The organism is Pedobacter africanus (assembly GCF_040548825.1).
Taxonomy (GTDB): Bacteria; Bacteroidota; Bacteroidia; order Sphingobacteriales; family Sphingobacteriaceae; genus Pedobacter; species Pedobacter africanus_A.
In genome coordinates, this window is record NZ_JBEPSL010000007.1 from 50,703 (window position 1) to 77,043 (window position 26,341).

The 26,341-nt window shown below is 44.2% G+C and carries 25 protein-coding genes; 5 read left to right on the forward strand and 20 right to left on the reverse strand.

Annotated elements, in window-relative coordinates; all coding sequences use genetic code 11:
• Positions 1-170 precede the first annotated feature (170 nt).
• From ABIE26_RS25715 to ABIE26_RS25730, 4 genes are read left to right on the forward strand one after another with little or no spacing between them, the layout of a single operon-like run.
• A complete protein-coding gene (locus ABIE26_RS25715) occupies positions 171-794 on the forward strand; it encodes an RNA polymerase sigma-70 factor (protein WP_310146996.1) in 624 nt (207 codons plus the stop codon).
• Between the two features lie 42 nt (positions 795-836).
• Positions 837-1,829 (forward strand): FecR family protein, encoded by a 993-nt coding sequence (locus tag ABIE26_RS25720; RefSeq protein ID WP_310146994.1) that lies wholly within the window; start codon positions 837-839, stop codon positions 1,827-1,829.
• A 20-nt stretch (positions 1,830-1,849) separates the two neighbouring features.
• The gene (locus tag ABIE26_RS25725; RefSeq protein ID WP_310146993.1) at positions 1,850-4,960 is read left to right on the forward strand and encodes a SusC/RagA family TonB-linked outer membrane protein; all 3,111 of its coding nucleotides are present in this window, start codon (positions 1,850-1,852) and stop codon (positions 4,958-4,960) included.
• A gap of 5 nt (positions 4,961-4,965) precedes the next feature.
• Entirely contained in the window at positions 4,966-6,564 is a 1,599-nt protein-coding gene (locus tag ABIE26_RS25730) for a SusD/RagB family nutrient-binding outer membrane lipoprotein (RefSeq protein WP_310146991.1), read from the forward strand.
• 1 nt (position 6,565) lies between these two features.
• On the opposite strand, the gene ABIE26_RS25735 is transcribed toward ABIE26_RS25730, so the two are convergent.
• The 16 genes from ABIE26_RS25735 to hemA all read right to left on the reverse strand — a co-directional run bounded on the left by ABIE26_RS25735 (position 6,566) and on the right by hemA (position 22,302).
• Positions 6,566-6,874 (reverse strand): GNAT family N-acetyltransferase, encoded by a 309-nt coding sequence (locus tag ABIE26_RS25735; protein WP_310146989.1) that lies wholly within the window; start codon positions 6,872-6,874, stop codon positions 6,566-6,568.
• A 6-nt stretch (positions 6,875-6,880) separates the two neighbouring features.
• On the reverse strand, positions 6,881-7,384 hold the full coding sequence (locus ABIE26_RS25740; RefSeq protein ID WP_310146987.1) for a GNAT family N-acetyltransferase: 504 nt from the start codon (positions 7,382-7,384) through the stop codon (positions 6,881-6,883).
• Between the two features lie 17 nt (positions 7,385-7,401).
• On the reverse strand, positions 7,402-9,918 hold the full coding sequence (locus tag ABIE26_RS25745) for a DUF5686 and carboxypeptidase-like regulatory domain-containing protein (protein ID WP_310147098.1): 2,517 nt from the start codon (positions 9,916-9,918) through the stop codon (positions 7,402-7,404).
• A 168-nt stretch (positions 9,919-10,086) separates the two neighbouring features.
• Positions 10,087-11,085 carry an ABC transporter ATP-binding protein gene (locus tag ABIE26_RS25750; RefSeq protein WP_310146985.1) on the reverse strand — a complete coding sequence of 333 codons (999 nt, stop codon included), beginning with the start codon at positions 11,083-11,085 and terminating at the stop codon, positions 10,087-10,089.
• A 78-nt stretch (positions 11,086-11,163) separates the two neighbouring features.
• Positions 11,164-11,982, reverse strand: coding sequence for an outer membrane beta-barrel protein (locus ABIE26_RS25755; protein ID WP_310146983.1), 819 nt, complete (start codon positions 11,980-11,982; stop codon positions 11,164-11,166).
• A gap of 26 nt (positions 11,983-12,008) precedes the next feature.
• Positions 12,009-12,722, reverse strand: a complete 714-nt coding sequence (locus tag ABIE26_RS25760; RefSeq protein WP_310146981.1) for a hypothetical protein — start codon at positions 12,720-12,722, stop codon at positions 12,009-12,011.
• The gene (locus ABIE26_RS25765; RefSeq protein WP_310146978.1) at positions 12,703-13,269 is read right to left on the reverse strand and encodes an RNA polymerase sigma factor; all 567 of its coding nucleotides are present in this window, start codon (positions 13,267-13,269) and stop codon (positions 12,703-12,705) included. Before ABIE26_RS25765 ends, ABIE26_RS25760 begins: the two co-directional genes overlap by 20 nt.
• Before the next feature lie 78 nt (positions 13,270-13,347).
• Positions 13,348-13,896: a protoporphyrinogen oxidase HemJ gene (hemJ, locus tag ABIE26_RS25770; protein ID WP_310146976.1), complete on the reverse strand. Its 549-nt coding sequence runs from the start codon at positions 13,894-13,896 to the stop codon at positions 13,348-13,350.
• A gap of 1 nt (position 13,897) precedes the next feature.
• The gene (hemE, locus tag ABIE26_RS25775; RefSeq protein WP_310146974.1) at positions 13,898-14,920 is read right to left on the reverse strand and encodes a uroporphyrinogen decarboxylase; all 1,023 of its coding nucleotides are present in this window, start codon (positions 14,918-14,920) and stop codon (positions 13,898-13,900) included.
• An 18-nt stretch (positions 14,921-14,938) separates the two neighbouring features.
• Positions 14,939-15,454 (reverse strand): hypothetical protein, encoded by a 516-nt coding sequence (locus tag ABIE26_RS25780; protein WP_310146972.1) that lies wholly within the window; start codon positions 15,452-15,454, stop codon positions 14,939-14,941.
• The gene (locus tag ABIE26_RS25785; RefSeq protein ID WP_084237348.1) at positions 15,454-16,158 is read right to left on the reverse strand and encodes a response regulator transcription factor; all 705 of its coding nucleotides are present in this window, start codon (positions 16,156-16,158) and stop codon (positions 15,454-15,456) included. The genes ABIE26_RS25780 and ABIE26_RS25785 overlap by 1 nt, the downstream gene beginning before the upstream one ends.
• 2 nt (positions 16,159-16,160) lie before the next feature.
• Complete coding sequence (locus tag ABIE26_RS25790; RefSeq protein WP_310146970.1) at positions 16,161-17,027, reverse strand: sensor histidine kinase; 867 nt, start codon at positions 17,025-17,027, stop codon at positions 16,161-16,163.
• A gap of 36 nt (positions 17,028-17,063) precedes the next feature.
• Positions 17,064-18,437, reverse strand: a complete 1,374-nt coding sequence (gene hemL / locus ABIE26_RS25795; protein WP_310146968.1) for a glutamate-1-semialdehyde 2,1-aminomutase — start codon at positions 18,435-18,437, stop codon at positions 17,064-17,066.
• 54 nt (positions 18,438-18,491) lie between these two features.
• Positions 18,492-19,460 carry a porphobilinogen synthase gene (gene hemB / locus ABIE26_RS25800; RefSeq protein ID WP_310147096.1) on the reverse strand — a complete coding sequence of 323 codons (969 nt, stop codon included), beginning with the start codon at positions 19,458-19,460 and terminating at the stop codon, positions 18,492-18,494.
• A gap of 7 nt (positions 19,461-19,467) precedes the next feature.
• Positions 19,468-21,048, reverse strand: coding sequence for a hydroxymethylbilane synthase (gene hemC, locus ABIE26_RS25805; protein ID WP_310146966.1), 1,581 nt, complete (start codon positions 21,046-21,048; stop codon positions 19,468-19,470).
• Between the two features lie 24 nt (positions 21,049-21,072).
• Complete coding sequence (hemA, locus tag ABIE26_RS25810) at positions 21,073-22,302, reverse strand: glutamyl-tRNA reductase (protein WP_310147094.1); 1,230 nt, start codon at positions 22,300-22,302, stop codon at positions 21,073-21,075.
• Between the two features lie 171 nt (positions 22,303-22,473).
• Here hemA and ABIE26_RS25815 point away from each other — a divergent pair, with 171 nt between their 5' ends.
• On the forward strand, positions 22,474-23,292 hold the full coding sequence (locus tag ABIE26_RS25815) for an alpha/beta hydrolase family protein (protein WP_310146964.1): 819 nt from the start codon (positions 22,474-22,476) through the stop codon (positions 23,290-23,292).
• Here the strand turns inward: ABIE26_RS25815 and ABIE26_RS25820 are convergent.
• The 4 genes from ABIE26_RS25820 to ABIE26_RS25835 form a co-directional block, all read right to left on the reverse strand.
• Positions 23,289-24,527 carry an MFS transporter gene (locus tag ABIE26_RS25820; protein WP_310146962.1) on the reverse strand — a complete coding sequence of 413 codons (1,239 nt, stop codon included), beginning with the start codon at positions 24,525-24,527 and terminating at the stop codon, positions 23,289-23,291. The genes ABIE26_RS25815 and ABIE26_RS25820 overlap by 4 nt on opposite strands.
• A gap of 14 nt (positions 24,528-24,541) precedes the next feature.
• Positions 24,542-24,766: a hypothetical protein gene (locus tag ABIE26_RS25825; protein WP_310146960.1), complete on the reverse strand. Its 225-nt coding sequence runs from the start codon at positions 24,764-24,766 to the stop codon at positions 24,542-24,544.
• Between the two features lie 20 nt (positions 24,767-24,786).
• Positions 24,787-25,377: a TetR/AcrR family transcriptional regulator gene (locus ABIE26_RS25830; protein WP_310146958.1), complete on the reverse strand. Its 591-nt coding sequence runs from the start codon at positions 25,375-25,377 to the stop codon at positions 24,787-24,789.
• 242 nt (positions 25,378-25,619) lie between these two features.
• Positions 25,620-26,318, reverse strand: coding sequence for a hypothetical protein (locus ABIE26_RS25835; protein WP_310146957.1), 699 nt, complete (start codon positions 26,316-26,318; stop codon positions 25,620-25,622).
• Positions 26,319-26,341 lie beyond the last annotated feature (23 nt).

Below are 26,341 nucleotides of genomic sequence, written 5' to 3' on the forward strand. Positions count from 1 at the left end.
TACAGTTTAGTTGTAATACCTGGTTAATTAAAAACCTTACTGCTGGCACAGCTGGTTTTGGGGATAGGATCCTTTTTTCAGGGAGATTGCCTACAGGGAATTTCTTTTTTTTGAAATTATTTTTAATCCTTACATTGCGGGGAGTAAAACGCAATCAACAGGAGATAAAAATGTCAAAACCAGACCTTAATGAGTTATGGGACAAAATGTGCAGCGAGGATGACGTGAAGTCTTTTGAGGCCATATACTATGCCTTGTTTCCTAAACTGATTCGTTTTTGCCAGTATTATGTCACTCAGCAGGAGATTGCAGAAGAGATCGTTTCTGACATTTTCGTGAAGGTATGGCAAAACCGCAAACATAACGGACAGGTACAGAAACCTGACACTTATCTTTTTATTGCAGTAAAGAACCAGTCTTTAAAGCACCTGAAAAAGGCGGGGACAATGAAGCTGGTAGAGTTGGGAGATGCAGAAGAACAACATTTTACCGCGGGGGTCAGTCCTGAGAAAGAACTGGAAAGGAAGGAGCTCCACCTGGAACTGGAACGTGCAGTAGACCAGCTGCCGGCCCAGGCGAAAATGGTATTCCGGCTGATTAAAGAAAATGACCTGAAATATAAGGAAGTTGCTGAATTGCTGGATATCTCGCCCAGGACAGTTCAAACCCAATTGTTCAGGGCCATTGCCAAGCTGAGGGTAACCTTGCAAACGCATGCCCCTGGGGCTGTTGGCAGCAATCTACTTATTTTGACAACATTAACTTTTATATTAGAATATTTTTTGAAGCTGTAGGCATTTTCGACAAAAGAAGGATCCTGCTATAAGAACAACACAATGAAAGAGGACAGATTTACGGAACTTTTGGCTAAAAAGATGACTGGGGAGCTTTCTGCGGATGAATCAGCAGAGTTCAACAAACTTATTTCCGTTAATAAATCTTACCGGGCCGAGTATGAACAATTAAAGGATTACTGGGCCCAGGAAGCCAGGACTTATCCCAATATGCAAGGTATTCTGGCAGAGATTAAAGAACAGGCAGGAATAACTCAGCAACAAACACGCAGTTATGCATGGATAGGCAGGACGGCAGCAATCTTATTTTTGACTATATCTGCGGTATTTGCTTATCGCTTCTTCCTTTCAAAAGAGAAATTTAACGAAACAACTGTTTCCTGGAAAGAAGTTAAAGCCTCCAGTGGGCAGGTTTTAAAGCTAACCCTGGCTGATGGCAGCCGAATTACCCTCAACTCAGAGTCCGGCATCAGGTACCCTGAGGTATTTTCAGGCCAGAGCCGTGAGGTTCATTTGGACGGTGAAGCGTATTTTGATGTGGCCGAAGATCATGACCATCCTTTTATCCTCCATACCCAAGAAATGGACATCCGTGTATTGGGGACTGCTTTCAACGTAAAATCGTATAAAAACGACCCGGTTAAGGAAGCAACCTTATTTAGGGGAAGCATAGAGGTAAATTTACCCGGGCTGCAGGATAAAAAGCTGAAATTAAAACCCGCCGATAAGATAAAAATCAATGGTTCAGCGTACGAGCTGGGAAAGATGGCCTATTACAATGCAGGCGACCAAAACAGTATGGAGATTCTTTGGATGGACAATCAACTGGCTTTTAAAAATGAAAGCCTGGAAAGCATTGCCCACAGTATGGCCAGGAGATACGGTTTGAAGATGATTTTTAACAACCCGGCCACCAAAAAACTAAAATTTAGTGGTTCTTTCGAAAAGGAAACCATCAGTGAGGCCTTAAACTCCCTGCAAACGGTTACACCTTTTACATACAAAATCCAGAGAGATAGCGTTTATTTCTATTAAAAAACCTTAAACCCTTTAACATGAGGTGGCTCAATATACTGATGCTGTTCATCGCTTTTTCGGGTCAGACTGCTGTATGGGGGCAAACTAAGGTCACCGTCGATATCCATCAGGGCAATTTTGAGCAACTGATGGACGAGATCAAAAAACAAACCATTTACCGCTTTATATACAACCAGGATAAATTGCCTAAGGGTAGCATTAATGACCTTAAAGTTAAAAAAGCGGAAGTAATTCCATTACTGGACCGCTTACTGGAAAACACTGGCTTTGGCTATACCTTATTGCCCAATGCCATGATAGCCATTAGTGCCAACAGGAAAAACATGGCTCTGACAAACAAAGACGCTACCCAGGACCCCAAACAGCTGGAGGAAGTTGTGGTGACTGCATTAAATATCCCAAAAGAAGAGCGGCAATTGGGCTACTCCGTTTCCATTATAAAGGGAGAAGAACTCACCAGGGCAAGAGAGGCCAACTTTATCAATGCCCTGGAAGGGAAAATTGCCGGTCTGAACATCAGTACCGTTAGTGGTGGTCCTTCCTCCTCTTCCAGGATATTGCTGCGGGGAGCAGCAAGTATGAATGCCGCAGCACCGTTGTTTGTACTGAACGGAATGCCGATCGACAATTCGCAACGCGGCAGTGCCAATGAATATGGGGGCGCCGATTATGGGGATGGAATCAGCAATATCAATCCGGATGATATACAATCGCTAACCATACTGAAAGGTTCAGCAGCATCGGCCCTGTACGGTGCCCGTGCGGCCAATGGTGTGATCCTGGTAACCACCAAAAGCGGCAGCCGGCAATCGCAGCCTGCTATTGATTACAATATGAATTTTTCGGTAGACAAAGCCCTGAACGCAACCGACTATCAGTATTATTATGGTCAGGGTAACCAGAATAAAAGGCCTGGAGACATAGAAACCGCAATTCTCTCGGGCATGCTGAGCTGGGGCGAGCGCATGGACGGCCAGCCAGTACTGCAGCTGAATGGCAAAAGCTATCCCTACAGTCCGGTTAAAAATAACATCAACCGGTTTTACAGACTGGCGCCGGCGTGGACAAATACCATTTCCGTATCGGCAGGAACAGCAAAAGCTGCAATGCGGCTTTCGGCCTCCAATATGGATTACGCCTCGGTATTGCCCAATAGCAAACTGAACCGCAAAACATTTAACCTGAATACCTCGTATGATATTGTTCCGGGGCTTAGCCTGAATTTTAATGGCAATTATATTTATGAGTTGAACAAAACCCGTTCTTATTTGAGCGATGGCCCTATGAATGCCAACTACGGCATCCAATTCCTGGCCAGCAGTTTACCAGAATCGGTACTGGCACCAGGTTACAATGCACAAACAGGAACGGAAACCCAATGGAACAATGACGAATATAAGACTAATCCCTATTTCGCCGTGAACCGCCAGGTTGACGATGACAAACGAAACCGTTTTATCTCTTCTTTATCTGCAAAATATACCTTTTCCCCTCGTCTGAGTATCCTGGGTAGTTTTGGGTACGACATCAGTAATGACAATCGTCTGGATGTACTGCCCACCGGAACAGCTTTTACCATAAACCAGCAGGGGTCGCTGAATGGTCTGAACCAAACCCAGATCGCAGAAATGAATACAGAGCTGCTGCTTTCTTCCAAAAACAAGTTGTCTGCCGCTCTTGCGCTTAATGTATCTGCCGGGCTTAGCCTCAGAAAAAGAGACACCGAAAGCCTGACCTATATGGGCGCTCAGTTTATCAGCCCTTTTTTATACCTGCCATCAAACCTGCAAAGTACCAACTCCAGGTATTTCGTTTATAAACTGCTTACCCAGTCTGCATTTTATACAGCCGACTTAAGCTGGAAACAATACCTGAACATAAGTTCAACTGGTCGGTACGATACTTACTCGACCCTTTCTGCCGGCAACCGCGGAATTTTTGTTCCCGGTATATCGGCCAGTTTTCTGTTTTCTGACCTCCTGAAAATCCCGGCACTAAACTATGCAAAGCTAAGGCTCAGCTATGCCGCAACGAGCGGCGAACCCACACTACCTTATGCTACACAAACCTATTATACTTCAAACATTTCAGTTCATGGAGTCCCTCTCGGTAATTTCTCAAGGGTTCTGGCGAACCTCAACCTGAGGCCTTTTTCTATGACTGAATATGAAGCCGGATTGAATGCCATTTTTTTAAACAGCCGCCTGGGACTGGACATTACCTGGTTCCGCAGGATAACCCGTAACGAGATTACTGCTATAGAACAATCGGTAACTACCGGTTTCACTTCCTCCTATCTAAACCTCGGACAAACCCTTAACCGGGGTATGGAATTGCAGTTAAATGGTGTTCCACTGAAATTGAGAGAGCTGAAATGGACCATGGCCTTTAATTTTACACACATCCGCAACCGCCTCATTTCTATTGATGGCAGCAGCCGTTACATCCTTACGGGAAAATACAGGCCCCTGAATGCCAATACCGCCATGGCTACCGGTTACCCGGTTACACAGATCATGGCCTACGATTACAAAAGGGATCCGCAAGGCAATGTGATGATAGACAATACAGGGATTCCAATACGGGGCGATTTTAAGCCCATGGGCAGTACCCTCCCCGAATATTACGGCGGACTGACCAATACCATTCAGTTAAAGAATTTCAACCTTTCTTTCCTGCTCGACTTCAAGTTCGGCAACAAAGTCCTTTCGGCAAGCGAAAATTATTCTTATGTATACGGATTGAACAAGGCAACACTGGAAGGCCGGGAAACAGGGGTAGTGGCTAAAGGAGTGCTGGAAAATGGTCTTCAGAATACCATAAATGTACCTGCCTATCAATATTATCCGCAGCTGATCAGTAATATCTCGGCACTTTCTGTTTTGAACGGTAGTTTTATCAAATTCAGGCAGCTGAGTATTGGCTACACTTTCATACCGCGTTTTACAGATCTGTTCCGGTCAGTTTCTATCGACCTGGTAAGCCGCAATCTGTTTACCCTTCTAAAATATACCCATAATATAGATCCTGAATCCCAGTTCTCCCCAAGTCTTAACTATGCGGGGATTGAAGGTTCGGCTATACCATCGGCCAGGACATACGGCATCAACCTCAATTTTAAGATCTGAAGCTTATGAAAAAGTATCTTTATCTGGCTTTTGCCTTCCTGTTGTATCTGAGCTCTTGCTCCAGAATAGATCTGGACAAAATCAATACAGACCCATCAAGGGCAACAGCCGAAAATTTTGATCCCAACAACCTCTTATCTACCGCACAGTTCAATTATGCCAATATTGGCTACTATCAATTGCTTTACCAGAGTACCATGATGCAGGTACTGGCCTCAACTTATTACTACTATAATAATGGCGACAAATACCTGAATGTAGCCAACTTTACCGATTACCAGGGAAAACTGTTTGACCAGGGGTATACCCAATCGTCAACCATACGGGAAATGCAGCGGATTGCCCGGTTAAAAGATGCCGAAGGTTATACCAACCTGATTGCCATTGGCGACATCATGTATGTACTTATTTTACAGCGGGTAACAGATATGTATGGGGATGTGCCCTATAGCGAGGCCAACAGGGCTCATGAAGGTTTGAAATATCCGGTATACGACGCACAAAAAGATATCTACAAAGCCATGTTAACGGATCTTCAGGCCGCTATTCTGCAGCTCGACTTTCAAAAACCAAAACCTACAGCCGACCTGATTTACCGGGGCGACATTGGCAAATGGAAGCGGTTTGGATATGCTTTGATGCTGCGCCTGGCCATGCGTTTAACCAAAGTAGAACCAGCCATGGCAAAAGAATGGGCTGAAAAAGCATATGCAGGCGGGACAATTGCCGATGTGACGGACAATGCATTGGTACCTACAGATGCCTCAAATTTCAATAGCCAGAACGGGACTTCTATCGCTTTGCGTACCCTTTCAGATTACCGGGAAGTTCGCTGGAGCAAAACCTTTATCGATTACCTTAAAAGCAGTCAGGACCCCAGGCTAGCGGCGATCAGCGAAGTTCCGCAGGACGGGATGATCAATAACCTGGACGAAGAATTACCCGGCAAACGCGAACCTCAAATTCAGATTGGGCTTCCAAATGGCTATGACTTGATGGGCAGCACAACAGATATCAGGAATAGCCCAGGTTACCCGGGACCTACCGGTTCGGGTACAGATCTTGCTCCGCTTGGCAAATACTCGCGGCCAGTAACTTCGGTATATCTTAAACTTGGCGGCCCCAATTTTATCATGACCTATGCAGAAACAGAATTTTTACTTGCTGAAGCCGGAATAAGAGGTTGGCAGGTAGGTACAGATGCGGCCACACATTACGCCAGAGGCATCAGGGGAGCCTTTGAATCTTTAGCACAACTGGACATCCAGGCCACCATAGAACCCTCAAAAGCCAATGCCTGGCTCGCCGCAAATCCTCTCCCGGTACAGAGTAACGAAAAAGCGCTTGAAATGATCAATAACCAATATTGGGTAACTACAGGCAGTACGTTTAACTTCATTGAAAACTGGTTTAACTGGCGCAGATCTGGTTACCCGGTATTAAAACCGGTAAACTACCCTGGCAATGTAACCCGGGGGAGTATTCCCAGAAGAATGATCTACCTCTCTACTGAAGTTCTGAACAATACAGAGAATTACCATAAAGCTGTCAGCGGGTTATCCGACGGAGATGCACTTACCTCCAGGGTATGGTGGGATAAATAAGTTAAAATGGTTTTGCACTATCGTCCAGGATGCGCTCCCACTCCGGATGCCTTTTCAGGTAGGCTGCAACCAGGGGACACAGGGGAATTAATTTGTAGCCACTCTCTTCCAGGTAAGCCAGTGTTTTTTCTATCAGTGCAGTAGCCGCCCCTTTACCTTGCAATTCAGCGGGAGATTCGGTGTGGATCAGCCAGATCTTCCGATCGTGCTCCTTATAATCAATGAATGCGGTATAATCGCCAACCTTTAATTCAAAACGTCTATCGTCCGCATTTTTTACCAGCGGCAGGTTTACATATTCTTCATTCATAACAAATTATTTAATGATTTCTTTTTCCATAACGGCATCTTCCATTAAAAAGCCATTGCCAATATCTATGTCCTCCTGTCCTACTTTGCTGAAGCCTATGGCCTCATAAAACTGAATCGCCTTATTGTCTCTGTTCACATTTAAGGCCAGTTTATTGTTGTTGTGCTGCAACGCAATATCTTTGATGGTGCCCATCAGCTGCCTGCCCACTCCTTTTCCCTGTCCTTCCGGGACTACATAAATTTTATGGATTTTTGTTTTGTGCTCACCTTTATAATTTAACTCGTAAGAGGCATAACCCAGGTATTCGTTCCCTTCCCTAAACAGTAAAAAGTGGTGGTTCTTTTGGTTGACCTGTTCTGTTAAAGCAGGAATGCTGTACATCATTTCCAGCATATAGTCAATCTGCGCTGCGGATAATATACTTCCAAAAGTTACCGGCCAAGTTTTGAAAGCGATGGAACGGATAATAGGGAATTCTGCCTCAGTAGCCTTAATAATCTGTGTCATGAAACCAAATTTAGGATTTAAAAATCAAATTTCACCCTTGCACGGATTCCCCAGGAAGAAACATTTGGATGATCGAGGTAACTAAAGCGCTTTACTGCGTCTACCCGTAATACTTTAAAAATATTGCCTATGCCCACACTTCCTTCCATATAAGGCCCATTATCCAGTGCATTGGTAATATGTACGCCATTCTGGTTGCGTACAAATTGCAGGGCTTCCGGGTTTTTCGCAGGGTTATTTTCATCGCGTAAACCGCCGTACAATGCCTTGAACGACATGACCTCTCTTAATTTCAGTTCCCTTAACAAAGGGATCTTATTGAAAAAGAAACCGTTGAAATTCTGGTCTATATTGATGCTGGCGTAATGATCGCTCACAAATTCCAGGAAATTCATCAGGTTATAGGACTGCAACTGGTAAGCATAAGTCTGATTGGCCCTGTGGATAGACAGCAACGGAAAAGGAAGCTTACCCGCATTGTAACCACCTTCAACAGTTACATCTGCATAGCCAAGCTGCGACAAATAAAAACGTTTGTCTATACTGCCCAGAAAATTGTGATAGCCGTACTCCCCGCCCAAAACACCTTTCAGACCAGCCGTATACCGCAGGTTAAAAATCGGATACTTATCTACGAGCGGAGTCCGGTACACCTTACCCTGGTAAAACTTTTCATGTGGGGCATACCTTAGCTGCAGGGTAACTTCAGAGGTATTGATCTCGTTGATCCTTGAAAAAACGTTGTCTGCAGAATTGTTAAAATACAAAGAACCGGCCGGACTTTGTTTCCACTTACGCAAGCCTAAACTGTAGGAGAAATGATTTTCAAACTCGTGTACATAATCCAGCCTGTAAAAATCATTGTACAGCATCATGTTGTTCTCCCCCCTTTTGAAAGACAACAGGAAATTATCTTCCTGTACAAACTGAAGTTCCTGCCCCGGAATTTTGGTGTCGCGCTGGAAACTGGCTCGCACATAGTTTTGCGGGAAGGCATAGATAGACTTGTTATTGAGGGAATAAGTCCCGCTCAGGAAATATTTCCATTTCAGGTCCTCAAAACCATAGGCCGCATAAGTCTCAAAATAATAGCGTTTGCTGAGGTCAGTTGTTGTCCGTCCGCCTAAACGCAAACGAAAACCCTCTACATTGTTGAAACTATAAAATGTACTTACGGGCCCCATCTCAAAAGGCCCAAAACTTTTATAACCGGCAACAAAAGTGGTTACGATGTCCATGGTCCTTTTAAAACCGGGCATGCGCTGCAGGGTATCCAGGTTCCGGTATACTTTGGCATTCGCAGCACTCAAGGCTTCCGGCCGGTTTTCTGCCCAGAACTGCTCAGACTTCTTTTTGGCATCAGGAACCACCACCAATGTACCCCCTTTAAGGTATAAACTGTCTGCTGGTGGCTGGTTAATCTTATAGTCGGTAAAAGTGACGGTCCGCTCGCCGGTAAATCCGGCACCATTTTTTTTGCTGATGCCGAAATCGACAATCAGGTTGCTCTTGCTCAAATGATAGCGGCTATCCGGATTCTGCTCAAATTCCAGCTTCGCTTCCAGTGCCCTTACAAAGTTGAGGTTGATGTTCTTGTTCACACTCAGATACGCATTTTGAACCGCATAGTTTCCATCCATGGTAACATACAGTTTCCCTTCAAACAACAGGTCCATTTTGTTTCGGGGCGTAAATGAAAGCTCGATCAGTTGCGGCTGGTGCGTTTTTATGGTATCGGTAATAAAGAACTTATAAAAGCCTGGCGCGCCGTCTGCAATAGGACTGAGCAGCAGATTACTCACTACGGATATGTTATTGTCATAAATGTCAATATCCTGGTACATCCGGTCAAAGTAAGAGCTCAGCCCCTCATTGTCCACAAAACGCTCATCAAAGTTTACCTGCTTATCCGCAACCACTACCGTTTTCATCTTTTCGGGATTTTTACGGAAATAGCTATTGGAAAGTTTTTCCTGCTGGTAAACAGGCAGCATATTTTTACCACCAATTTTTGTGGAATCCTGTTCCTGGAAAAGGAACTGGTAATTGCGGAATATTCTTTTGTTTTTGAACTTCTCTGAAAGATTGCTCATAGAAAACAGCATCCTTTCATATTTCTGGTAAGCTACATAATCATAGTTCTCCATTCTGTTCTTTGGTTTATTGGCGATCACCTTACGGATCAGTTCCACTGCCGGGTTCTCTTTATTCCTGTAAGGCGGCTTTTTGCCCCCTTTGATCACCACCTCGTTCATTTGCATCGCCTCGCTCTGCAGCTGCACATTAACTACCTGTGCTACACCTGGCTTAATGGTTTTAACCTGGGTTTTGTAACCTACATAGCTAAAGGTAAGCTGGCTGTAGTTTCCGCTGATGGTAATGTTATATTTTCCATCTGCATCCGTCCTGCCACCTTTGGTACTGCCGGTAATCATAAAAGACGCGTAGGGGATCGTTTCTTTTGTGGTAGCGTCTGTAACCGTTCCGCTAACAACTGTTTGCTGGGCGTAGGCGCCAATGCTGAGCAAAACCATCGCCAGCAAGGCGATAGTATTTAATATAATTGAACGGCCGAATGTGTAACGCACCACTTCTATTGTCTTTTTAATCCTTTAGCTTAAAAATGATTAAGCGCCACAAAGTTAATACTCAACTTCTGAATATTCTTGTAAAAAAGTCAGGATAAAGCTTAGAAATAAATGTTATGACACGAAAGTGATGAAACGGCTGATATTTGCCTGGATATGATCGTGCTTTTTATGCTCGCCTCTGTTCAGTTGAATGGCCCTTATTTTCACCCCGTTTCTTTCCAGCAGCAGTTCTTCGTAGAAACCTTTGTAATAAATATCCTTTACCTCAAAGCGCCGGCTGTTCCATGAACTTTTCAGTTCTACCCATTCGGGATAGAATACGGCATGCCCATTTTTAATTTCCAGGCCTAATTTTTCAGCCTCTTCATGACCAAGTACAACTGCATTCCCCAGGAGCTGGGCGGTATAAATATGATCGGGATGCTGGTAAACATTTGCTGGTTTCCCGTGTTGCAATAATTTACCATCTTTTAAAATGAGCAGTTCATCAGCAAGGAACAATCCATCTGCAGGATCGTGCGATACCATTACTACAGTAACACCGGTTTCGGCAGCTATTCTTTTGATATCAGCCCGGAGCTGGTTTTTGAGCAAAGCATCTACCTGGCTAAAGGGTTCATCCAGCAGCAACACTGCTGTATCGCTAACCATGGCTTGGGCTATGGCCACCCGCTGCTGCTCGCCACCGCTCAGCTGGGTAATCTTCTTATCTTTCAGCTGCGCTATGTGCAGGTGCTGCATCATTTCGGTTGTTTTCTCCTGCTTTGCCTTCACATTGGTATTGGAAAGCATCGAAGCGATATTGTCGTAAACCTTGGCGTAAATGTTCAGGGAAAAATCCTGGGTCACCATTTTCATTTCCTTATGGCCGGGAATAAGTTGCTCATCAGGACCTAAAATACGCTTTCCGTTAAACAGTACCTCCCCGGCGTCTGCCTTTAGCAGGCCATATATACATTTCAGCAAGGTCGATTTTCCGCTTCCACTCTCGCCCAGAATAGCGATCACATTTCCTTTTTTGATATTGAAACTGATGTCACTTATCCCTCCCTGCTGTTCGGCCTGGTACTGTTTGCTAAGGTTTTTAACGCTGATGATTGGTTCTTCCACCTGGTAAAGATATCGAATTCTATAAAAAAATCCTGTAATGATGCATTACAGGATTTATAATATTCAGGTATTTGTGTTTTAATTTAAGCCGAAGGTAAGGCCGAACGACATATTCCTTAAGCCTTTCTGAGGTGCACTGTCAAACATGTCGCTGAAGTAATATTTGGTAAAAATTCCAAGACCTCCATAACCGATCCTCAGCGTACCGCCGTAGCGGAAAGGCTGGAAGTTATAATCGTCATTAAATTTTTCTTTGCCCTTTTCCTTGCTGATCTGCTTCACCTTGGCATTGGTCAGGAAAGCGACCTCGGGACCAAAGACAAAGTAAAAACGTTTGCCATTGTCGTTTTCCTTAGTGCGCAGTTCAAAATTGAGCGGCACATGCACATAAAAGCTAGAAAACCTGTTTTTCGAAAACTGTATATCTTCAGTATCGTAGTCCAGCACCGGATTGTTCTTTTTCATGGTGATGTTCTTTTTTAAACGGATATGTGTCCAGTCGAAACCACCTGCAACATAGATCTTAAAATGCTGGTTAAAACGGTAGCCCATCTGCAATACATCCAGCGAAACCGTACTGGTTTTACCGGCTTTATAATCCAGGAAATCATTTTCAGGAGATAAAGAAAAACTTCCGTTGTCAATCAGTTTTGAAAACCCGATATCCAGCCTGGTTAAAGTGATACCGCCAATAAAACGTCCCTTAGAGGCGTCCGTTTTTCCTGTGGAGTCCTTTTTACCGATGATGACGCCCACGCCATGGTTCATATCGAACTTCTTCATCTTACTTTCTTTATGGGCTCTGGCGACTGTGGTATCTGCTTTTGCAGTTGTATTCTGGGCCTGGGCACTTGCTAAGCTGCTGATCAGAAGTGCCGTTAAAAATAGATATTTCATGCTGTATTGATTTGTGTGTTTAAATGCTATTTATCTGATTTCCTGTTAAATTTTATAAATCCAATATTGAGTGCAACGATAGAAGAATTGTCATCATCCGTCTCAAATTGTATCACTTTTTTCTCGCGCCGGTCTACCTTATTAACTACAAAGTTGATCAGATCGCCTACATTTCTTATGCCTTTACCAGCCGTTTCATCTGTTTTTGTTACAGTGAGATCCGGTTGGTTGTCCTCCTGCATGTTTGCACTGGCAATCATGGTCTCATTTACTGGCTTTGGCGATTGAACCGGTTCCTCAACGACTTCTTCCTGTTTATTTACCAGACGGTCAGCAGCCCGTTCAGGTTGCATCTTCGGCCTGTCAGATTTATTTTCTATATCTGCTTTTAAGCGGGGGGCAATAACCAATGGCGTACTTTTATAGCTTGTTGCCGCAGTTGCCCCTGCACCTGTTAAATCAAGGGCCGGCGGTGCAACTGCTACAGCTACATCCTCACGAACAGCCAGCTGAGCCGGTGCCTGCAACCTCACTTTTTCTGTCTCCGGCATTAATAAGCCAAGCCCAACAACGATCAGGGCCAAAGCAGCCGCCATCCAGTATACCGGGAACCTGCGTTTGGCTGCAGGTTGCAGCCCTGCTACAATATTACCCCATAAGTTGGCAGACGGCTGTATTTCCGCATCTCCCAGCTTTTCTTTGAACAACTCATCAAATGCCTTATCCTGTATATTTTGCATAATTTATGCCCTCCATTTTTATAATTTCTTCCCTTAATATGGCCCTTGCCCTCGAAAGCTGCGATTTACTTGCACCTTCGGAAATCCCCAGCGTTTCTGAGATCTCTTTATGTGAATAGCCCTCGATGGCGTACATGTTAAATACCAGCCGGTAACCATCCGCCAGCTTTTGGATGATTTTCATCAGGTCCTGCATCCCCAGGCGACTAAAATCAAAGCCCGTTGACACCTGGTCAGCGGCATCTTCAATCGGTGCCACATGCATATTGCGCAGATTTTTCCGATAGTTTTCTATAGCTGTATTTACCATGATCCTTCGGATCCAGCCTTCAAAAGAACCCTCACCACGATATTCCTTTACCTTCTGAAAAACTTTGATATACCCGGTCTGCAATACATCTTCTGCCTCTGCCATATCCTTTACATAACGCAGGCAAACTGCCAGCATCCGGGCCGAGGTTTGCCTGTACAGCGCTTCCTGCATTTTCCGGTTGCCTGACCTGCATCCTTCCAGTAGTTCTTCAATTCTATATTGCGTCAACTTCATTTATGTGTTTGGTATATAGAAGATGCTACAACTAATGTAAAGGTTGCAGGGGTATTAAAAAAAAATTTAGGGGGTTATTTAGCAGTTGTGCTTTTTCCTGTAGTGCTTGTACCACTTTACTGCGGCCATAATGACTACAGCAAAAACAATCAGGCCGATAAGGCCGTAAACCCAGTCGACCGCGTTCTTGAGCACAACGGTAAATACGATAGCCACCAGCAGAATGGTTGCCACCTCGTTCCATAAACGAAGTTTGAAGGAACTGGTGTTACTCAGGCCCTGCTTCAGCCGCTTCATGATGCGCTGGCAAATGAAATGGTAAATGAGCAGTAAAACCACAAAGCCCAACTTTACATGCATCCAGGGCATTTGTAGCAGCACGGGCCTGATGCAAAGCATAGAGATGCCCGCAAGCACAGTGAGTACCATTGCAGGAGTAGTGATGATGTACCATAATTTATGTTCCATCTTTTCATACTCCTTTTGAAGAATGGTTTTTTCCGGTTCGGGCCGGTCGGCCGCCTCGGTATGGTAAATGAACAAACGTACACTATAAAACAGCCCCGCCATCCAGCTCACCATAAAGATGATGTGGACAGAGAGGACGTAGTAATAGTATTTATCCATATTAATATTTGAATGCTTTGATGACTTCTATGGCGTATTTCACATTATCAAAAGGGATATCTGGCATAATGCCATGACCTAAGTTAAAGATAAATCCGTTTTCTCCGCGCATTCGCTCAAATAACCTGAGGATCTCCCTCTTAATTACCGGCTGCTCTGCATAAAGGATATGCGGGTCAAGATTTCCCTGTACGGCAATACCCGCCGGCAGGCTCTTCTTGATATTTAAAAGGTCAGCATTCCAGTCTACCGAAATGACATCCGGCTTTGCTTCGGCCATAATCGGTGCAAATACGGAGCTGCCTTTGCAGAAAGAAATTACAGGAATGTCTTTCCTGTTCAGATTTGCAATAATTTCGTTGATGTAGCGGTGCGAGAACTCCTGGTAATCATTCCAGGAAAGGGCCAGGGCCCAGCTGTCAAATATCTGGATGGCATTAACGCCTGCGGTAATCTGAAGGTTCAGGTAATCTGCCGTTACTTTGGCAATTTTAGCCAGCAGCTTGTGGGCTACTTCGGGCTGATTGTGCATCAGCAGTTTTGTCAGTTTAAAATCTTTTGAAGAGCCGCCTTCCACCAGGTAACTCATTACCGTAAATGGCGCACCTGCAAACCCTATTAAAGGAATGCTGCCGTTTAAACGCTGCTGAATAACTTTAATGGCATCAGCTACATACTGCAGACGGTCCAGTACATCAACCTCCAGGGCATCTACATCTTTAAGCGTACGTACAGGATTGGCAAACTTAGGGCCTACGCCTTGTGTAAAGCTCAGGTCGCCCCCCATAGCTTCACCGGTAACCAGGATATCTGAGAACAGAATGGCCGCATCAATACCCAGCAAATCAACCGGCAGCATCGTTACATCCGCTGCAATTTCAGGTGTTTTACACATTTCCAGAAACGAGTATTTGTTTTTGATTTCCCAATACTCTGGCATAAAACGACCTGCCTGGCGCATCATCCATACCGGCGGACGTTCTGTTTGTTTTGAAAATGCTGCATCTAAAAATAACGTGTTCATTTGTTGTTGTTCTTTGTGTTATAAGCTGTTCGCTTCTTTCTCTATTTTTGTAATGATATCCTGGGCTTTGCTGCTCACAGCAAGCTCTTTTGCTTTAATTAAATAGGCTGTACAACGCTCTTTGTCTTTTTTCCTTAAGGCCAGGTTGGCCAGGTGGATCATCACAAAGGCTTTATCGTTTTTACCACCTAAGGGGAAACGGCTGGCAATCTGAAAATGATATTCGGCCTGATCGTAATCTTCTTTCTTCAGGGCGATATTGGCTTTCATAAATTCGTAATAGCCACGCCTGTTCTTTGCCAATCTGTCAGGGTTGCCTACTTCCGTCAGAATCTGCGCTGCACGTTCATGGTTCCCGTTTTTGAAATGTTTGGATGCCAGCAATACAGAGCTGTGTTTAAAATGGCTCCATATGACAAAGGCAAACAAAAAGCCGGCAAGTGCTGCCAGCTGGTATTGATCATAAAAAAGGCATGCCAGTGCGGCGATGGCAAAAAGGGCCATCAGGGCATACCTGCCTTTTGCATTGTACATTAATGTGTATCCGTGAATTTATAACCTACACCCCTGATGGAATGAAAATAAACCGGGTTTTTCTGATCTGGTTCAAAATACTTGCGGAAGGTCAAAATAAAGTTATCAATAGTCCTTGTTGAAGGATAAACGTCATAGTTCCATACCGTCTCCAGGATTTGCTCACGCGATACCGCTTCGTTCTTGCGCTCAATCAGCAATTTCAGCAGCATCGTTTCTTTTTTGGTAAGCGGTACAATCACACCATCATCCTGTTTCAGTTCAAATGAATTGAAATAGATCGTTTTATCACCGATTTTATAGGAATTGATCTCTTTAAGGTCATCCGCTTTCATGCTGCGTTTTACCAGGATACCTACCCTTAAGATCAGTTCTTCAAGGTTAAATGGTTTCACCAGGTAATCATCGGCACCTTTCTTAAGTCCCATTACCCTGTCTTCGCTGGTATTTTTTGCGGTTAAGAAAAGGATAGGCACTTCTGTATTTTCCAGTCTGATGGTTTCACAAACCTGGAAACCGTCCATCTCCGGAAGCATTACATCAAGAATGATCAGGTTAAATCTTTCTTCTTTAAAAACTTTCAATGCTGTTTTACCATCTTTTACCGCATGCACTTTATAGCCTTCAAGTTCCAGGTTTAATTTAATGGCATCCAATAAGTGGTCTTCATCTTCAACCAGCAGTATTCTTAGTTTCTGTTGCATAATCAACTAAATGTTATTTCAAAAATAGCACCATGTGGTACGTTATCTCTAACGCTGATGTCAGCGTCGTGGCTTTGTAATACTTCCTTAACAATAAACAGGCCTAAACCTGTGCCTTTTGATTTTCTGACATTCTCATCACCAACGCGATAAAATTTGTCGAAAATAAGCATCTTTTCAGCGTCAGGTATACCTGGCCCTTTGTCAGATACCCTAAGAAACGGATGTCCGTCTTTTTCTGTCAGTTCAACTGACACATCTGCACAGGGTCCCGAATACTTAACAGCATTTTCGACCAGGTTGGTTACTACTGACGATAAGGCGAACTGGTCGCCCATCACTTTTATACCAGGCTTTATCACAGGTGTAATCAGCTGTTCACAGCCACAGGAATGCACCTGCAGTCTGTCTGTAATTTTAGTGACCAGTTCAGAAAAGTCAAATTGTTCCTTAGGGAACGAATAAGAACGGTTCTCAATCTTGGTGGCTAGCAACATATTCTCGACCAAATCATCCAAACGCTCAATATCTTTTAATGAGTTACCCAGTAAAGCCGTTTGTCTTGCCTTATCCAGATCACGTTTGATAATGGTTTGTATTGATAGTTTTATGGCAGCCAGTGGCGATTTCAACTCATGCGTTACAGAAAGCAGGAAGTTCTGCTGCTGCTCACGTAAGCGTTCCTCCTTTTTTATAGACTGGTGTAAAAAATAAGCGCCAATACACAGTAAAAATAAAAAGACAGACCCCTCTCCCATAACCATTGCCATTCTGGCAGGTTCCAGCTTCACCACCAGTGTTCCCCAGGATATCAACTGCACCAGGGCATATAACAGCATGAAGTAAAATATGACGATCGATTTTTTCAAGATTACCTGTATTTTGCTTTATAAATATACCATTAATTACTTGCTCCTGAAAACAACGTCAAGGCTTTCAAATATCGCCCTTTTTGCTTTTTCAAGCTCAATTTTTGTATGGGCTGCCGAAACAAAGCCTACCTCGTAACCTGATGGTCCCAGGTAAATGCCCCGGTTCAGCAATTCCCTGTGCATTACTTTAAATTTCTCCATACTGCCATGGTCAATATCAGCAGCACTCTGGATCTTATCTTTATCCGTAAAAGCGATCCAGAATATAGATCCGATATGGAATACCTTTACTTTGTAATTCCTGGCTGCTGCAAAACGTTTGATACTTTCTGCAAACTCCGTAGCCTTGGTATTCAGCTCTTTGTAAAAACCTGAACGCAGCAACTCTGTCAGCTGTGCAATTCCTGCAGCCATAGCTACCGGGTTACCCGACAAGGTACCAGCCTGGTAAACTCCCCCGTCAGGAGAAATATGCGCCATAATTTCTGCAGAAGCACCGTACATCCCTACCGGCAGACCGCCACCTATAATTTTACCATAGGTAACGATATCAGGTTTAATGCCGTAATGGGCAGCAGCCCCTTCAAAACCTAACCTGAATCCAGTGATCACTTCATCAAATATCAGTAGTGATTTATTTTCCTTACAAATGTTTTGCAGGAATTCCAGGTAGGCTTCGTCCTGCATCAGCAAGCCATTATTTGCCGGTATCCCTTCAATAATAACTGCTGCTACTTCATCCTTAAACTGCTCAAAAGCCTGTTTCAAAGCCTCAGTATCGTTTAAAGGCAAAACGATGGTTTCCTGGGCAAAGGCTTTAGGCACCCCGGCCGACGAGGTTTCACCAAAGGTAACCAGTCCCGATCCTGCCTTTACCAGTAAGGAATCGCTATGGCCATGGTAACAGCCTTCAAATTTAATGATCTTATCCCTACCGGTATAGCCACGTGCCAGTCTGATAGCCGACATCACCGCTTCTGTACCCGAACTGGTAAAACGTATTTTTTCTACAAACTTATTGTTCTTAATGATCAGCTCGGCCAGTTCATTTTCCAGTGCGGTCGGAGCCCCGAAGCTCATGCCGTTCTGCATCACCTCAGTTACTTTTTCCCTTACTTTCGGATGGTTATGACCTAAAATGAGTGGGCCCCAGCTGCCGCAGAAATCTATAAATTGATTGCCATCAGCGTCCCATACAAAACAGCCATCCCCTTTTTGAATAAAAAGGGGGGTGCCGTATACCGACTTAAAAGCCCGTACCGGTGAGTTTACTCCTCCGGGGAAGTAATTTTTTGCCTTTTCGTACAATTCCGCTGACTTTTCCCTGGAGATATCAGGTTTACTCCCTGTATTTACAGGTACCTCACCTTCATTTCCCGAAAACATTTTCTTTAAAGATTCTAACATAATTTTTATTTCAAGTCCCCGGCCGTTCCGTTCATAAACAGGAACAGCCGCCCATTATATCCAGTTCTTTTCAACCATATCCCTGATGTGATAGGTTGTGATGATGCTTGCCCCAGCGCGGGCAAAGCCGTGCATGGTTTCCATTACTACTTTCTGTTCGTCTATCCAGCCCCTTTGTGCAGCTGCTTTCACCATTGAATATTCTCCGGATACGTTATAGCAGGCAATAGGCAGATCGGTATGTTGTTTAAGCTTACTGATCACATCCATATAAGCCAACGCGGGCTTTACCATCAGCACATCGGCACCTTCACCTTTATCCAGCAGGGCCTCTCTTAAAGCTTCCTCACCGTTTCTGAAATCCATCTGGTAAGCTTTCCTGTCGCCCTTACCCGGGGCACAGTCTGCGGCTTCCCTGAATGGTCCGTAATAGGCCGATGCAAACTTGGTAGCATGCGACATGATCGCGGTATTGACATAACCTGCCCCGTCCAGCACACTCCTTATGGCGCCTATACGGCCATCCATCATATCAGAGGGGGCCAGCATATCGGCTCCGGCCTGCGCATGGGTAAGCCCCATTTTGGCAATAACCGCTACCGTTTCATCATTCTGCACATAATCGTCCTTTAATATTCCGCAATGGCCATGGGTAGTGTAAGAACACACACATACATCGGTTACCACATAGATGTCCTCGCCAAAGTTCTTTTTTAAAGCGCGGACTGCAGAAGGTACCAGGGAATGGTCATGGTAGGCAGAAGCTGCATCTTCAGTTTTCTCATCTCCTACACCAAACAGCATGATTTTATTTACACCCAGCTTCAAACCTTTTTCCACATCTTTCAGCAACATATCTTCCGAGAAGTGACTGATTCCGGGCATAGCATCCAATGGGTGAACTACATTCTTTCCCGGTACCACAAAGTACGGGTAAATGAACATGTCTTTGGATAACCGGGTTTCGGCTACCATTTCTCTCACAATCGGGTTTTTCCTTAATCTGCGTGGGCGGTGTAACATCATCTCTCTATTTTATGTCTATCCCAAATACAGCCTCGGCCAGGCCGATCTCGTCAGGAGAGTAAGGTAAAATACATTTTACGCCCATCTCTTCAAATTTCTTAGCGGTAGAGTTACCAATGGCAATTACCTGCTGTCCGGGTTCTAATAAATTATCTACAAAATAAGCGTCAACATTAGATGGACTGGTAAATATCAGTACATCAGCATAGGTCTGGTCTATATTTTCTTCAATAACGGTCTCATATATCGGCAGGTCTACCACCTTGGTATCCGGCTTTAAAGCCTTTTGGATACTCAACAGGGAGTCTTGCGCCCTTGGAAACAATACGGTCTTGCCCGTCACCGCTTCGGCAAACAGTTCTGCTACCTCTTCAATATCTCCGCCTTCGCCAACATAATCAGCCAGATGGCCTGCCCTTCTGAGCGAATCTTCAGAACCACGGCCCGCCACGCCAAACTTTACATGTTTAGCCAACATAGGCTTCAGATTAAAGAAATAGTCTACGCTATTTCTGCTGCTGAAAAAGATCCAGTCGATGTGCTTCAGATAAAAAGGATCCAGTACGGTTACGATAGGAAAAGTACGGATCAATGAGCGGGCATCAATTTCTATGTTATGTTTTTCAAGTGCTTTTCTGAAATAATTGTGCTCCCCTACTTCACGCGAAATAAATACCTTGGCCGGGAGCTTTCTATCGGCACTGAATTTGGCTACTATCTTTTCGGCCAGACCGTCCAGTTTATCTACCCTGTAAAACAGGCGGTCAGGAAAGTCTTCATCCGTTTCCGCTTTTGAGGTCCAGACTTCATATTGTCCGTCTTCCTTTTTACAATAGCAGCCCAAAGGCATGTGACAGCCCCCTTCAAACAGGTTTAAGACCTTGCGTTCAATTGCAATTTCTTCGGCTGTTTCAGGATGGTTGATCTGCTGGAGTACTTCAAACAATTCAGCGTCATTTTCCCTGATCTGGATGGCCAGCGCACCCTGTGCAGGTGCAGGAACGAGTTCGGTAGTATCTACCACTTCAACGTGAAATTCCGACAGGTCAATATTCAAGCGGTTTACACCAGCCTTTGCCAGCAATATGGCATCGTAATCCTCATCCCTTAATTTCTGGATGCGGGTAGGTACGTTACCTCTTAAATCTTCTATGTTCAGATCCGGGCGGAGCGCCAGCAACTGTGCTTTACGTCTGTTGGAAGAGGTACCCACCATCGCTCCTTTTTTTAAGGAAAGCTTATGACTGATGCTGACACAATCTTTCAGGATCAGCAAAAGTTCAGATGGATCTTCGCGCTCAGTTACCGCAGCAATGGTTAAACCGGCAGGGTGTACAGTTGGCAGGTCCTTATGGGAATGTACAGCAATATCAATTGTGCCGCCCAAAAGCTCTTCTTCCAGTTCTTTGGTAAAAAATCCCTTGCCTTCCAGCTTGTCCAACCTGAGGTTTAAAATCTTGTCGCCCTGTGTTTTGATGATTTTCAATTCAGCCTCAACACCGATAGCTGCTAGTTTATCTTTAATGAAATTGGCTTGCCATAAAGCCAGGTCGCTACCTCTTGTACCTATAATAAGTCTTTTCACGTTGATGCTAATTTTTTCGCAAATTTAGCTATTCTTTACCAATATCTCCTTTGCCATGACCATTGGTACGCTGATGTATTTTTTTTCCATGTAATTCATCACCTTTTCCAATAATAACCTTGAATTTTCATCAAGCTTATCGATCTCATCAGCAAAGATACCATTGATGGCAGTATGCTTAATTTCCTTAATTTTCTGCGGAACGCAGCTCATGGCAATTTCAATTTTGCGCTGGCGCAGTACCAGTTCAAAATCCTTGATATTTTCTTCGATGATGTGCTCGGCATTTACCAGCTCATCATAACGTTCCTGAATATTTTTACGGGCAACCTCTTTTAAAGACTCAACTTCGATGTAGTGTACCGGGAAGTTCTTTACCACTTCGGCAGCGGTATCATTGGGTATGGCCAGGTCAACGATTACTTTTTTTGAAGTATCGCCATTCAACAGTTTTTTATAGATCGCTTCAGTGATGATCGCTTCTGTAGATCCTGTGCAGGTAATGATCACATCAAAACCCTTATCGTAATTTTCAAGTGCAGTAAGCGGGTAGGCTGTGCCGTTCAGTTCCTTAGCCAGGTTTTCGGCATTTTCCAGCGTTCTGTTAAATACAGAGAAATTGGTGTATTTGTGCTTTTTAAGGTATTGGGCCAGATTCCGGTTGGTTTCACCAGCACCGATAATGAGTAATCTTGCTTCGCTGGAGCACATTTTCAGGTCGCGCAGCTTGCGGTAGGCCAGGGAAACTATAGATACCGGGTTTTTGGAGATATTAGTATGTGTATAAACTTCTTTAGCTGTTTTTACCACCCGGTTCATGATCATCCGCATATAGTCACCGGTAAAGCCGGCCACACGGCAGGCTTCATATGCTTTACGGATCTGCGCCAGGATTTCCTTTTCCCCGACAACCAGACTCTCCAGCGAGCAGGATGTACGCAGCAGATGGTTAAAAGCATCCAGCTGTTCATATGCCGATACGTTTTCAACAAACTGTTCCATGTACTGCGCAGGCAGCCCCATGTCCAGTACAGTTAAAAAACGGGTAATAAAATCCTTGTCCAGGCTACTTGGTGAAGTAAATACAAACTCAACCCTGTTGCAGGTACCTACGTAGAATATTTCTTTAACACCTAACTCAGATTGAATGTTCCTCAACCTGTCGTCCAATGTCTGCTCACATATTACCAATTTACCTAAAGATTTTAAGTCAATCTGTTTATGCGTAAAAGCAATGATCTTTAAATATTCCAAAATAGTATTATCCTGTTTTTTTAGCGAAACAAAAGTAATAAGACCAGACTGTTCCACTGTCATTATGCTGTAATTAACAGCTATTTAGAAAGATTTTAAATAAATACACACCCCTAAACAAGCAGATTTTATTTTTGTTATATTGGCTAAACACCATAGCTGTAGACACATATGATCATAAAAGAATCTTTTACACTGAATGGATCAGCCGGAAAACCCATATTCGGCGATTATACTTATGACGATAAAAACACAAAATCCGGTACCATAATTTTCATTCATGGCTTCAAAGGCTTTAAAGACTGGGGTGCACATCACCTGATCGCATCCTTTTTTGCTGCTCAGGGATACAGATATGTAAAATTCAACCTGTCGCACAGCGGGGTTACCGCAGCAAACCTAACCGACGTGACCGATATGGAGACCTTTGCCGCCAATACCATCAGCAAGGAGCTTGCTGATGCAGAAACGGTGATTGACCATGTACTGACCATATGGCCTGAAAGCCCGGTTTATCTTATCGGCCATAGCAGGGGCGGTGGACTGGCCATTATCCTGGCAGCTAAAGACCAGCGCATCAGTAAGCTGGTAACCTGGTCGGCCATTTCCGATTTTTCCAGCCTCTGGAAAAAAGAACAGGAAAAAGAATGGACCGAAAAGGGTCAGATCTTTGTAGAAAATGTCCGTACCAAAGAAAAAATGCCTTTAAACAGCACTTTACTGACCGATTTCAACCAGCACAAAACAAAATTCAATATCATAGAAGCAGCCAAAAAAGTAAACATACCCTGGCTAATTCTGCATGGCGATGAGGATGTAAACGTAAACTTCAGTGTAGCCCAGAAGCTCGCCCAGCAGCAACTCAAGGCCAAAATACAGAAGATACCTGGTTCAAACCATGTTTACGGTGCATCCCATCCGTACGCAGCTGAAGTCCTTCCGGAACACCTCCAGGAGGTGGCCCAAAAGACCCTGGCTTTCATTCGTTAAGCTGCTTTCTTTTTTACCATTACACTTACGCGGTAAACCAAAAATATGCACAAAAGTATGAGCACAGATACCACAATACCTAAAATATCGTAATGTTCCAAGGGGCTGCTCTTTGTTTTCTGCGTAACGATCAGGCCTGCGCACAAAGCTGCTATACCTCCTGCAACCTGCTGCAGGGAGGCATTTACGCTCATAAACGCACCCCGGTCTTTCAGGTCGGGTACACTCATGGTCAAAGTGGTTGCCGGAATGATACGGCTCATTACCCCCATAAACAGCACCACGTTGATGACGATAACTTGCCACAGGGGTACAGGTGTCAGATTGGTATATACCAGGATCAGGGCAATTGCCAGCAGCGAACCGCCTGTGAACACCCAGAATTTATCGGTCTTATCGCTCAGTTTCCCGATCAGTGGCATAACCACAATAGAGGCCAGTCCGGTAAACATAAAAACCAGGGGTAGCTGCTCCTCGGTAATATTGATGTTATTGATCAGGTAAGCGCTACCAAAAGGCATCAGCATAAAACCGCCCACACTCATAAATGCGGTAGCAATAAACCCGGTCTGATAAGAACGGTTGGAAACGGCATGCCATAAATGTAAAAAGGGGTTCTTGTCCGACTGGATGGCCAGGTGCTTATCAATGGGTTTTACTTTAATCAGTATGGCGATGGCAATCAGGATAGCCAATACCACAATCATTAAAAATGAAGAGTGCCAGCCCCAGATATTGGCAAAATATAAACCAATAGGGATGCCCAATACCTGACTTGCGGCAAAGCCCATTTGTACAATGCCCATTACCCTTCCGCGTTGGTGCACTTCAAAAACATCGGTAACGATGGTCATGGAAATGGCACCTATTACACCTCCAAATAAACCGGTGACGATCCTTGCACCGAGCAGCATCTCATAATTGGTAGCCAGGGCGCAGCATAAAGTACCGATGATAAAGCCGGTATAGAAAAATAAAAGTAATTTTTTACGGTCAAATTTATCCGCAAAACCTGCAGCGAGTATGCCAGAGGCACCTGCACTGAAAGCATAGGAAGAAACCACCAGGCCAAAGCCTTTTGGGGTCATAGAGAGCGATTTCATCAGATAATCGCCCAGGGGTGCCAGCACCATAAAGTCCAGCACTATAGTAAATTGCAGCAGGGCCAGCAAGGCAATTACCAGTAGCTGGTAAGCACTGAAAGGCTCAGCTATATTTTTTTGGGGTTGTTGCATTTTGCTTTTATTTTTTAAGTTAATTCTTCGCAGTGATAGCCGTTTTCTTTTACCAGGCTAATGACCTCCTGCAGCTTTAGTGTGGGCGATACGATTCTCAATACGCAGTCTATATCCTGCAGGTCTACGGTCCACTGTTCGATCTGGTTTTCGGCCATAACCTTACCGATATAGCGTTTATCTCCTTCTGTGCGTATATCGGTTTTGAAGAGCAGGATATGTTCAATATTAATGTCCATAATTTTTTAGAGGTTAAGGTTTATTTTTTCAGGGCTTTAAGTACCACATCAAAGGCGCTCCACAGCACTTCATCAGTTAATACAAAAGGCTTTCCACTCAGACTTTTTCCTTCATTATGAAAACGGAGCAGGTTGTACAGCGGCCCAAAAGCTACACACCAGTAAGCTTCCAGCGGCATCGCGACGATCTCCCCTCTTTCAATAGCATTGTGCATAAATTTTCCGAGGGGTTCCCTGAAAACCTCTCCGAAAGCTTCAAAAATCTGATCCTGGTAAGTGGAACTCCGTAATTGTTCTATCATTTGTGCTGTTAATGGATTTTCCAGTACACATTTTGCCCGGTTTTTCCATTGCTGCCGCAACCCTTCAGCAAAAGAACAATCGGGGTCAAAATTTTCAAGCATGATCCTGCTCATCCGCTCTACTTCTTCCAGGCCTATTTTAAGGATCAGATCGTCCTTGTCCTGGTAATAGATATAAAGTGTAGCGACTGATATTTTACAGGCCTTGGCCAGCTTGTTCATGGTAAAACCTTCAAAACCCATCTCGACCAGCAACGCTATGGCCTTTTGTTTAACCAGTTCTACCTTATTGACATCTCTTGCACGCATGACATTTTAATTGTGCAGCAAATATAAATGAATATTCATTCACTTACTAATTAAAAAAAAGATTGTCTTATGGATATAGGCTATATCCACATAAGACAATCTTTAGCTAAACTAAAGCCGCTTCGGTGTCCGGTCGCAGTTGACAGGGTGTTTCCTCGGCAAACGACGACCAGACTACAAGCCAAGTGCTGCCAGACTCCGGCCTGGCAGCGACTCAGTTAAGGTACTGCTATAGTCTTAGTTTAATGCACGTGCCCTTTTTCTACATGGACTTCAAACTTCAACTTCAACACATCCTGTCCTGCAAACCGGCTTGCGTAATCGGTATGGTTCCAGTCGCTCCTGGTAATTTTGGCCTTCAGGCCCTGCTCCAGTTTCCGCATCACATAACTCACTTCTTTTGTCGGCCCTACGTTGTCCTGGCCTATAGTCAGGTAGGTCAGCACCCCGGTGGTTTCGTACTGACCAGTCACAACTGTTCCATCGGCATAGGCCGCCTCCCTTGGCTGAAAAATTGCCCCGCTCTCGGTTTTGGAATCTTTGTTCAGGATAAAGTTTCCGCCTGTCAGGAAAGCCTTAAACTGATCTGCAGCAGATTTATTTTGGATGAATTGGTTCTGTACCTCTTTCCCGGTATGGTCCCAGGCCTTCAGTTCCAGCTTATAAACTGCATCCGCTTCCAGGTGCAGATGCCCGTTTGCTGTTGCTTTCCCATTTTCGTCAAATTTGATCACTACAGGTGTTCCTGCAGTCAGATCCGTCAGACCATGGAAATGATCGCCATGCGCTTCAATGGCTGCGCCGCTCATTTCTGTAAGGATGATTTCTGAACGTTGAATCCCTTCCTTTATGGCTTCATTATTGTCTTTTTTACATGAACTTGCAAAAAGTATTACTACGCCTGTTAAGACGATTGCTGTTGATTTAAACTGATTTGTCATTATTTTAGATTTGAAGTTAATTT

Coding starts and splice junctions, on each gene's coding strand:
- ABIE26_RS25715 (WP_310146996.1), top strand. CDS start 171: ATGTCAAAACCAGACCTTAATGAGTTATGGGACAAAATGTGCAGCGAG.
- ABIE26_RS25720 (WP_310146994.1), top strand. CDS start 837: ATGAAAGAGGACAGATTTACGGAACTTTTGGCTAAAAAGATGACTGGG.
- ABIE26_RS25725 (WP_310146993.1), top strand. CDS start 1,850: ATGAGGTGGCTCAATATACTGATGCTGTTCATCGCTTTTTCGGGTCAG.
- ABIE26_RS25730 (WP_310146991.1), top strand. CDS start 4,966: ATGAAAAAGTATCTTTATCTGGCTTTTGCCTTCCTGTTGTATCTGAGC.
- ABIE26_RS25735 (WP_310146989.1), bottom strand. CDS start 6,874: ATGAATGAAGAATATGTAAACCTGCCGCTGGTAAAAAATGCGGACGAT.
- ABIE26_RS25740 (WP_310146987.1), bottom strand. CDS start 7,384: ATGACACAGATTATTAAGGCTACTGAGGCAGAATTCCCTATTATCCGT.
- ABIE26_RS25745 (WP_310147098.1), bottom strand. CDS start 9,918: ATGGTTTTGCTCAGCATTGGCGCCTACGCCCAGCAAACAGTTGTTAGC.
- ABIE26_RS25755 (WP_310146983.1), bottom strand. CDS start 11,982: ATGAAATATCTATTTTTAACGGCACTTCTGATCAGCAGCTTAGCAAGT.
- ABIE26_RS25760 (WP_310146981.1), bottom strand. CDS start 12,722: ATGCAAAATATACAGGATAAGGCATTTGATGAGTTGTTCAAAGAAAAG.
- ABIE26_RS25765 (WP_310146978.1), bottom strand. CDS start 13,269: ATGAAGTTGACGCAATATAGAATTGAAGAACTACTGGAAGGATGCAGG.
- hemJ (WP_310146976.1), bottom strand. CDS start 13,896: ATGGATAAATACTATTACTACGTCCTCTCTGTCCACATCATCTTTATG.
- hemE (WP_310146974.1), bottom strand. CDS start 14,920: ATGAACACGTTATTTTTAGATGCAGCATTTTCAAAACAAACAGAACGT.
- ABIE26_RS25780 (WP_310146972.1), bottom strand. CDS start 15,454: ATGTACAATGCAAAAGGCAGGTATGCCCTGATGGCCCTTTTTGCCATC.
- ABIE26_RS25785 (WP_084237348.1), bottom strand. CDS start 16,158: ATGCAACAGAAACTAAGAATACTGCTGGTTGAAGATGAAGACCACTTA.
- hemL (WP_310146968.1), bottom strand. CDS start 18,437: ATGTTAGAATCTTTAAAGAAAATGTTTTCGGGAAATGAAGGTGAGGTA.
- hemB (WP_310147096.1), bottom strand. CDS start 19,460: ATGTTACACCGCCCACGCAGATTAAGGAAAAACCCGATTGTGAGAGAA.
- ABIE26_RS25815 (WP_310146964.1), top strand. CDS start 22,474: ATGATCATAAAAGAATCTTTTACACTGAATGGATCAGCCGGAAAACCC.
- ABIE26_RS25820 (WP_310146962.1), bottom strand. CDS start 24,527: ATGCAACAACCCCAAAAAAATATAGCTGAGCCTTTCAGTGCTTACCAG.
- ABIE26_RS25825 (WP_310146960.1), bottom strand. CDS start 24,766: ATGGACATTAATATTGAACATATCCTGCTCTTCAAAACCGATATACGC.
- ABIE26_RS25830 (WP_310146958.1), bottom strand. CDS start 25,377: ATGCGTGCAAGAGATGTCAATAAGGTAGAACTGGTTAAACAAAAGGCC.
- ABIE26_RS25835 (WP_310146957.1), bottom strand. CDS start 26,318: ATGACAAATCAGTTTAAATCAACAGCAATCGTCTTAACAGGCGTAGTA.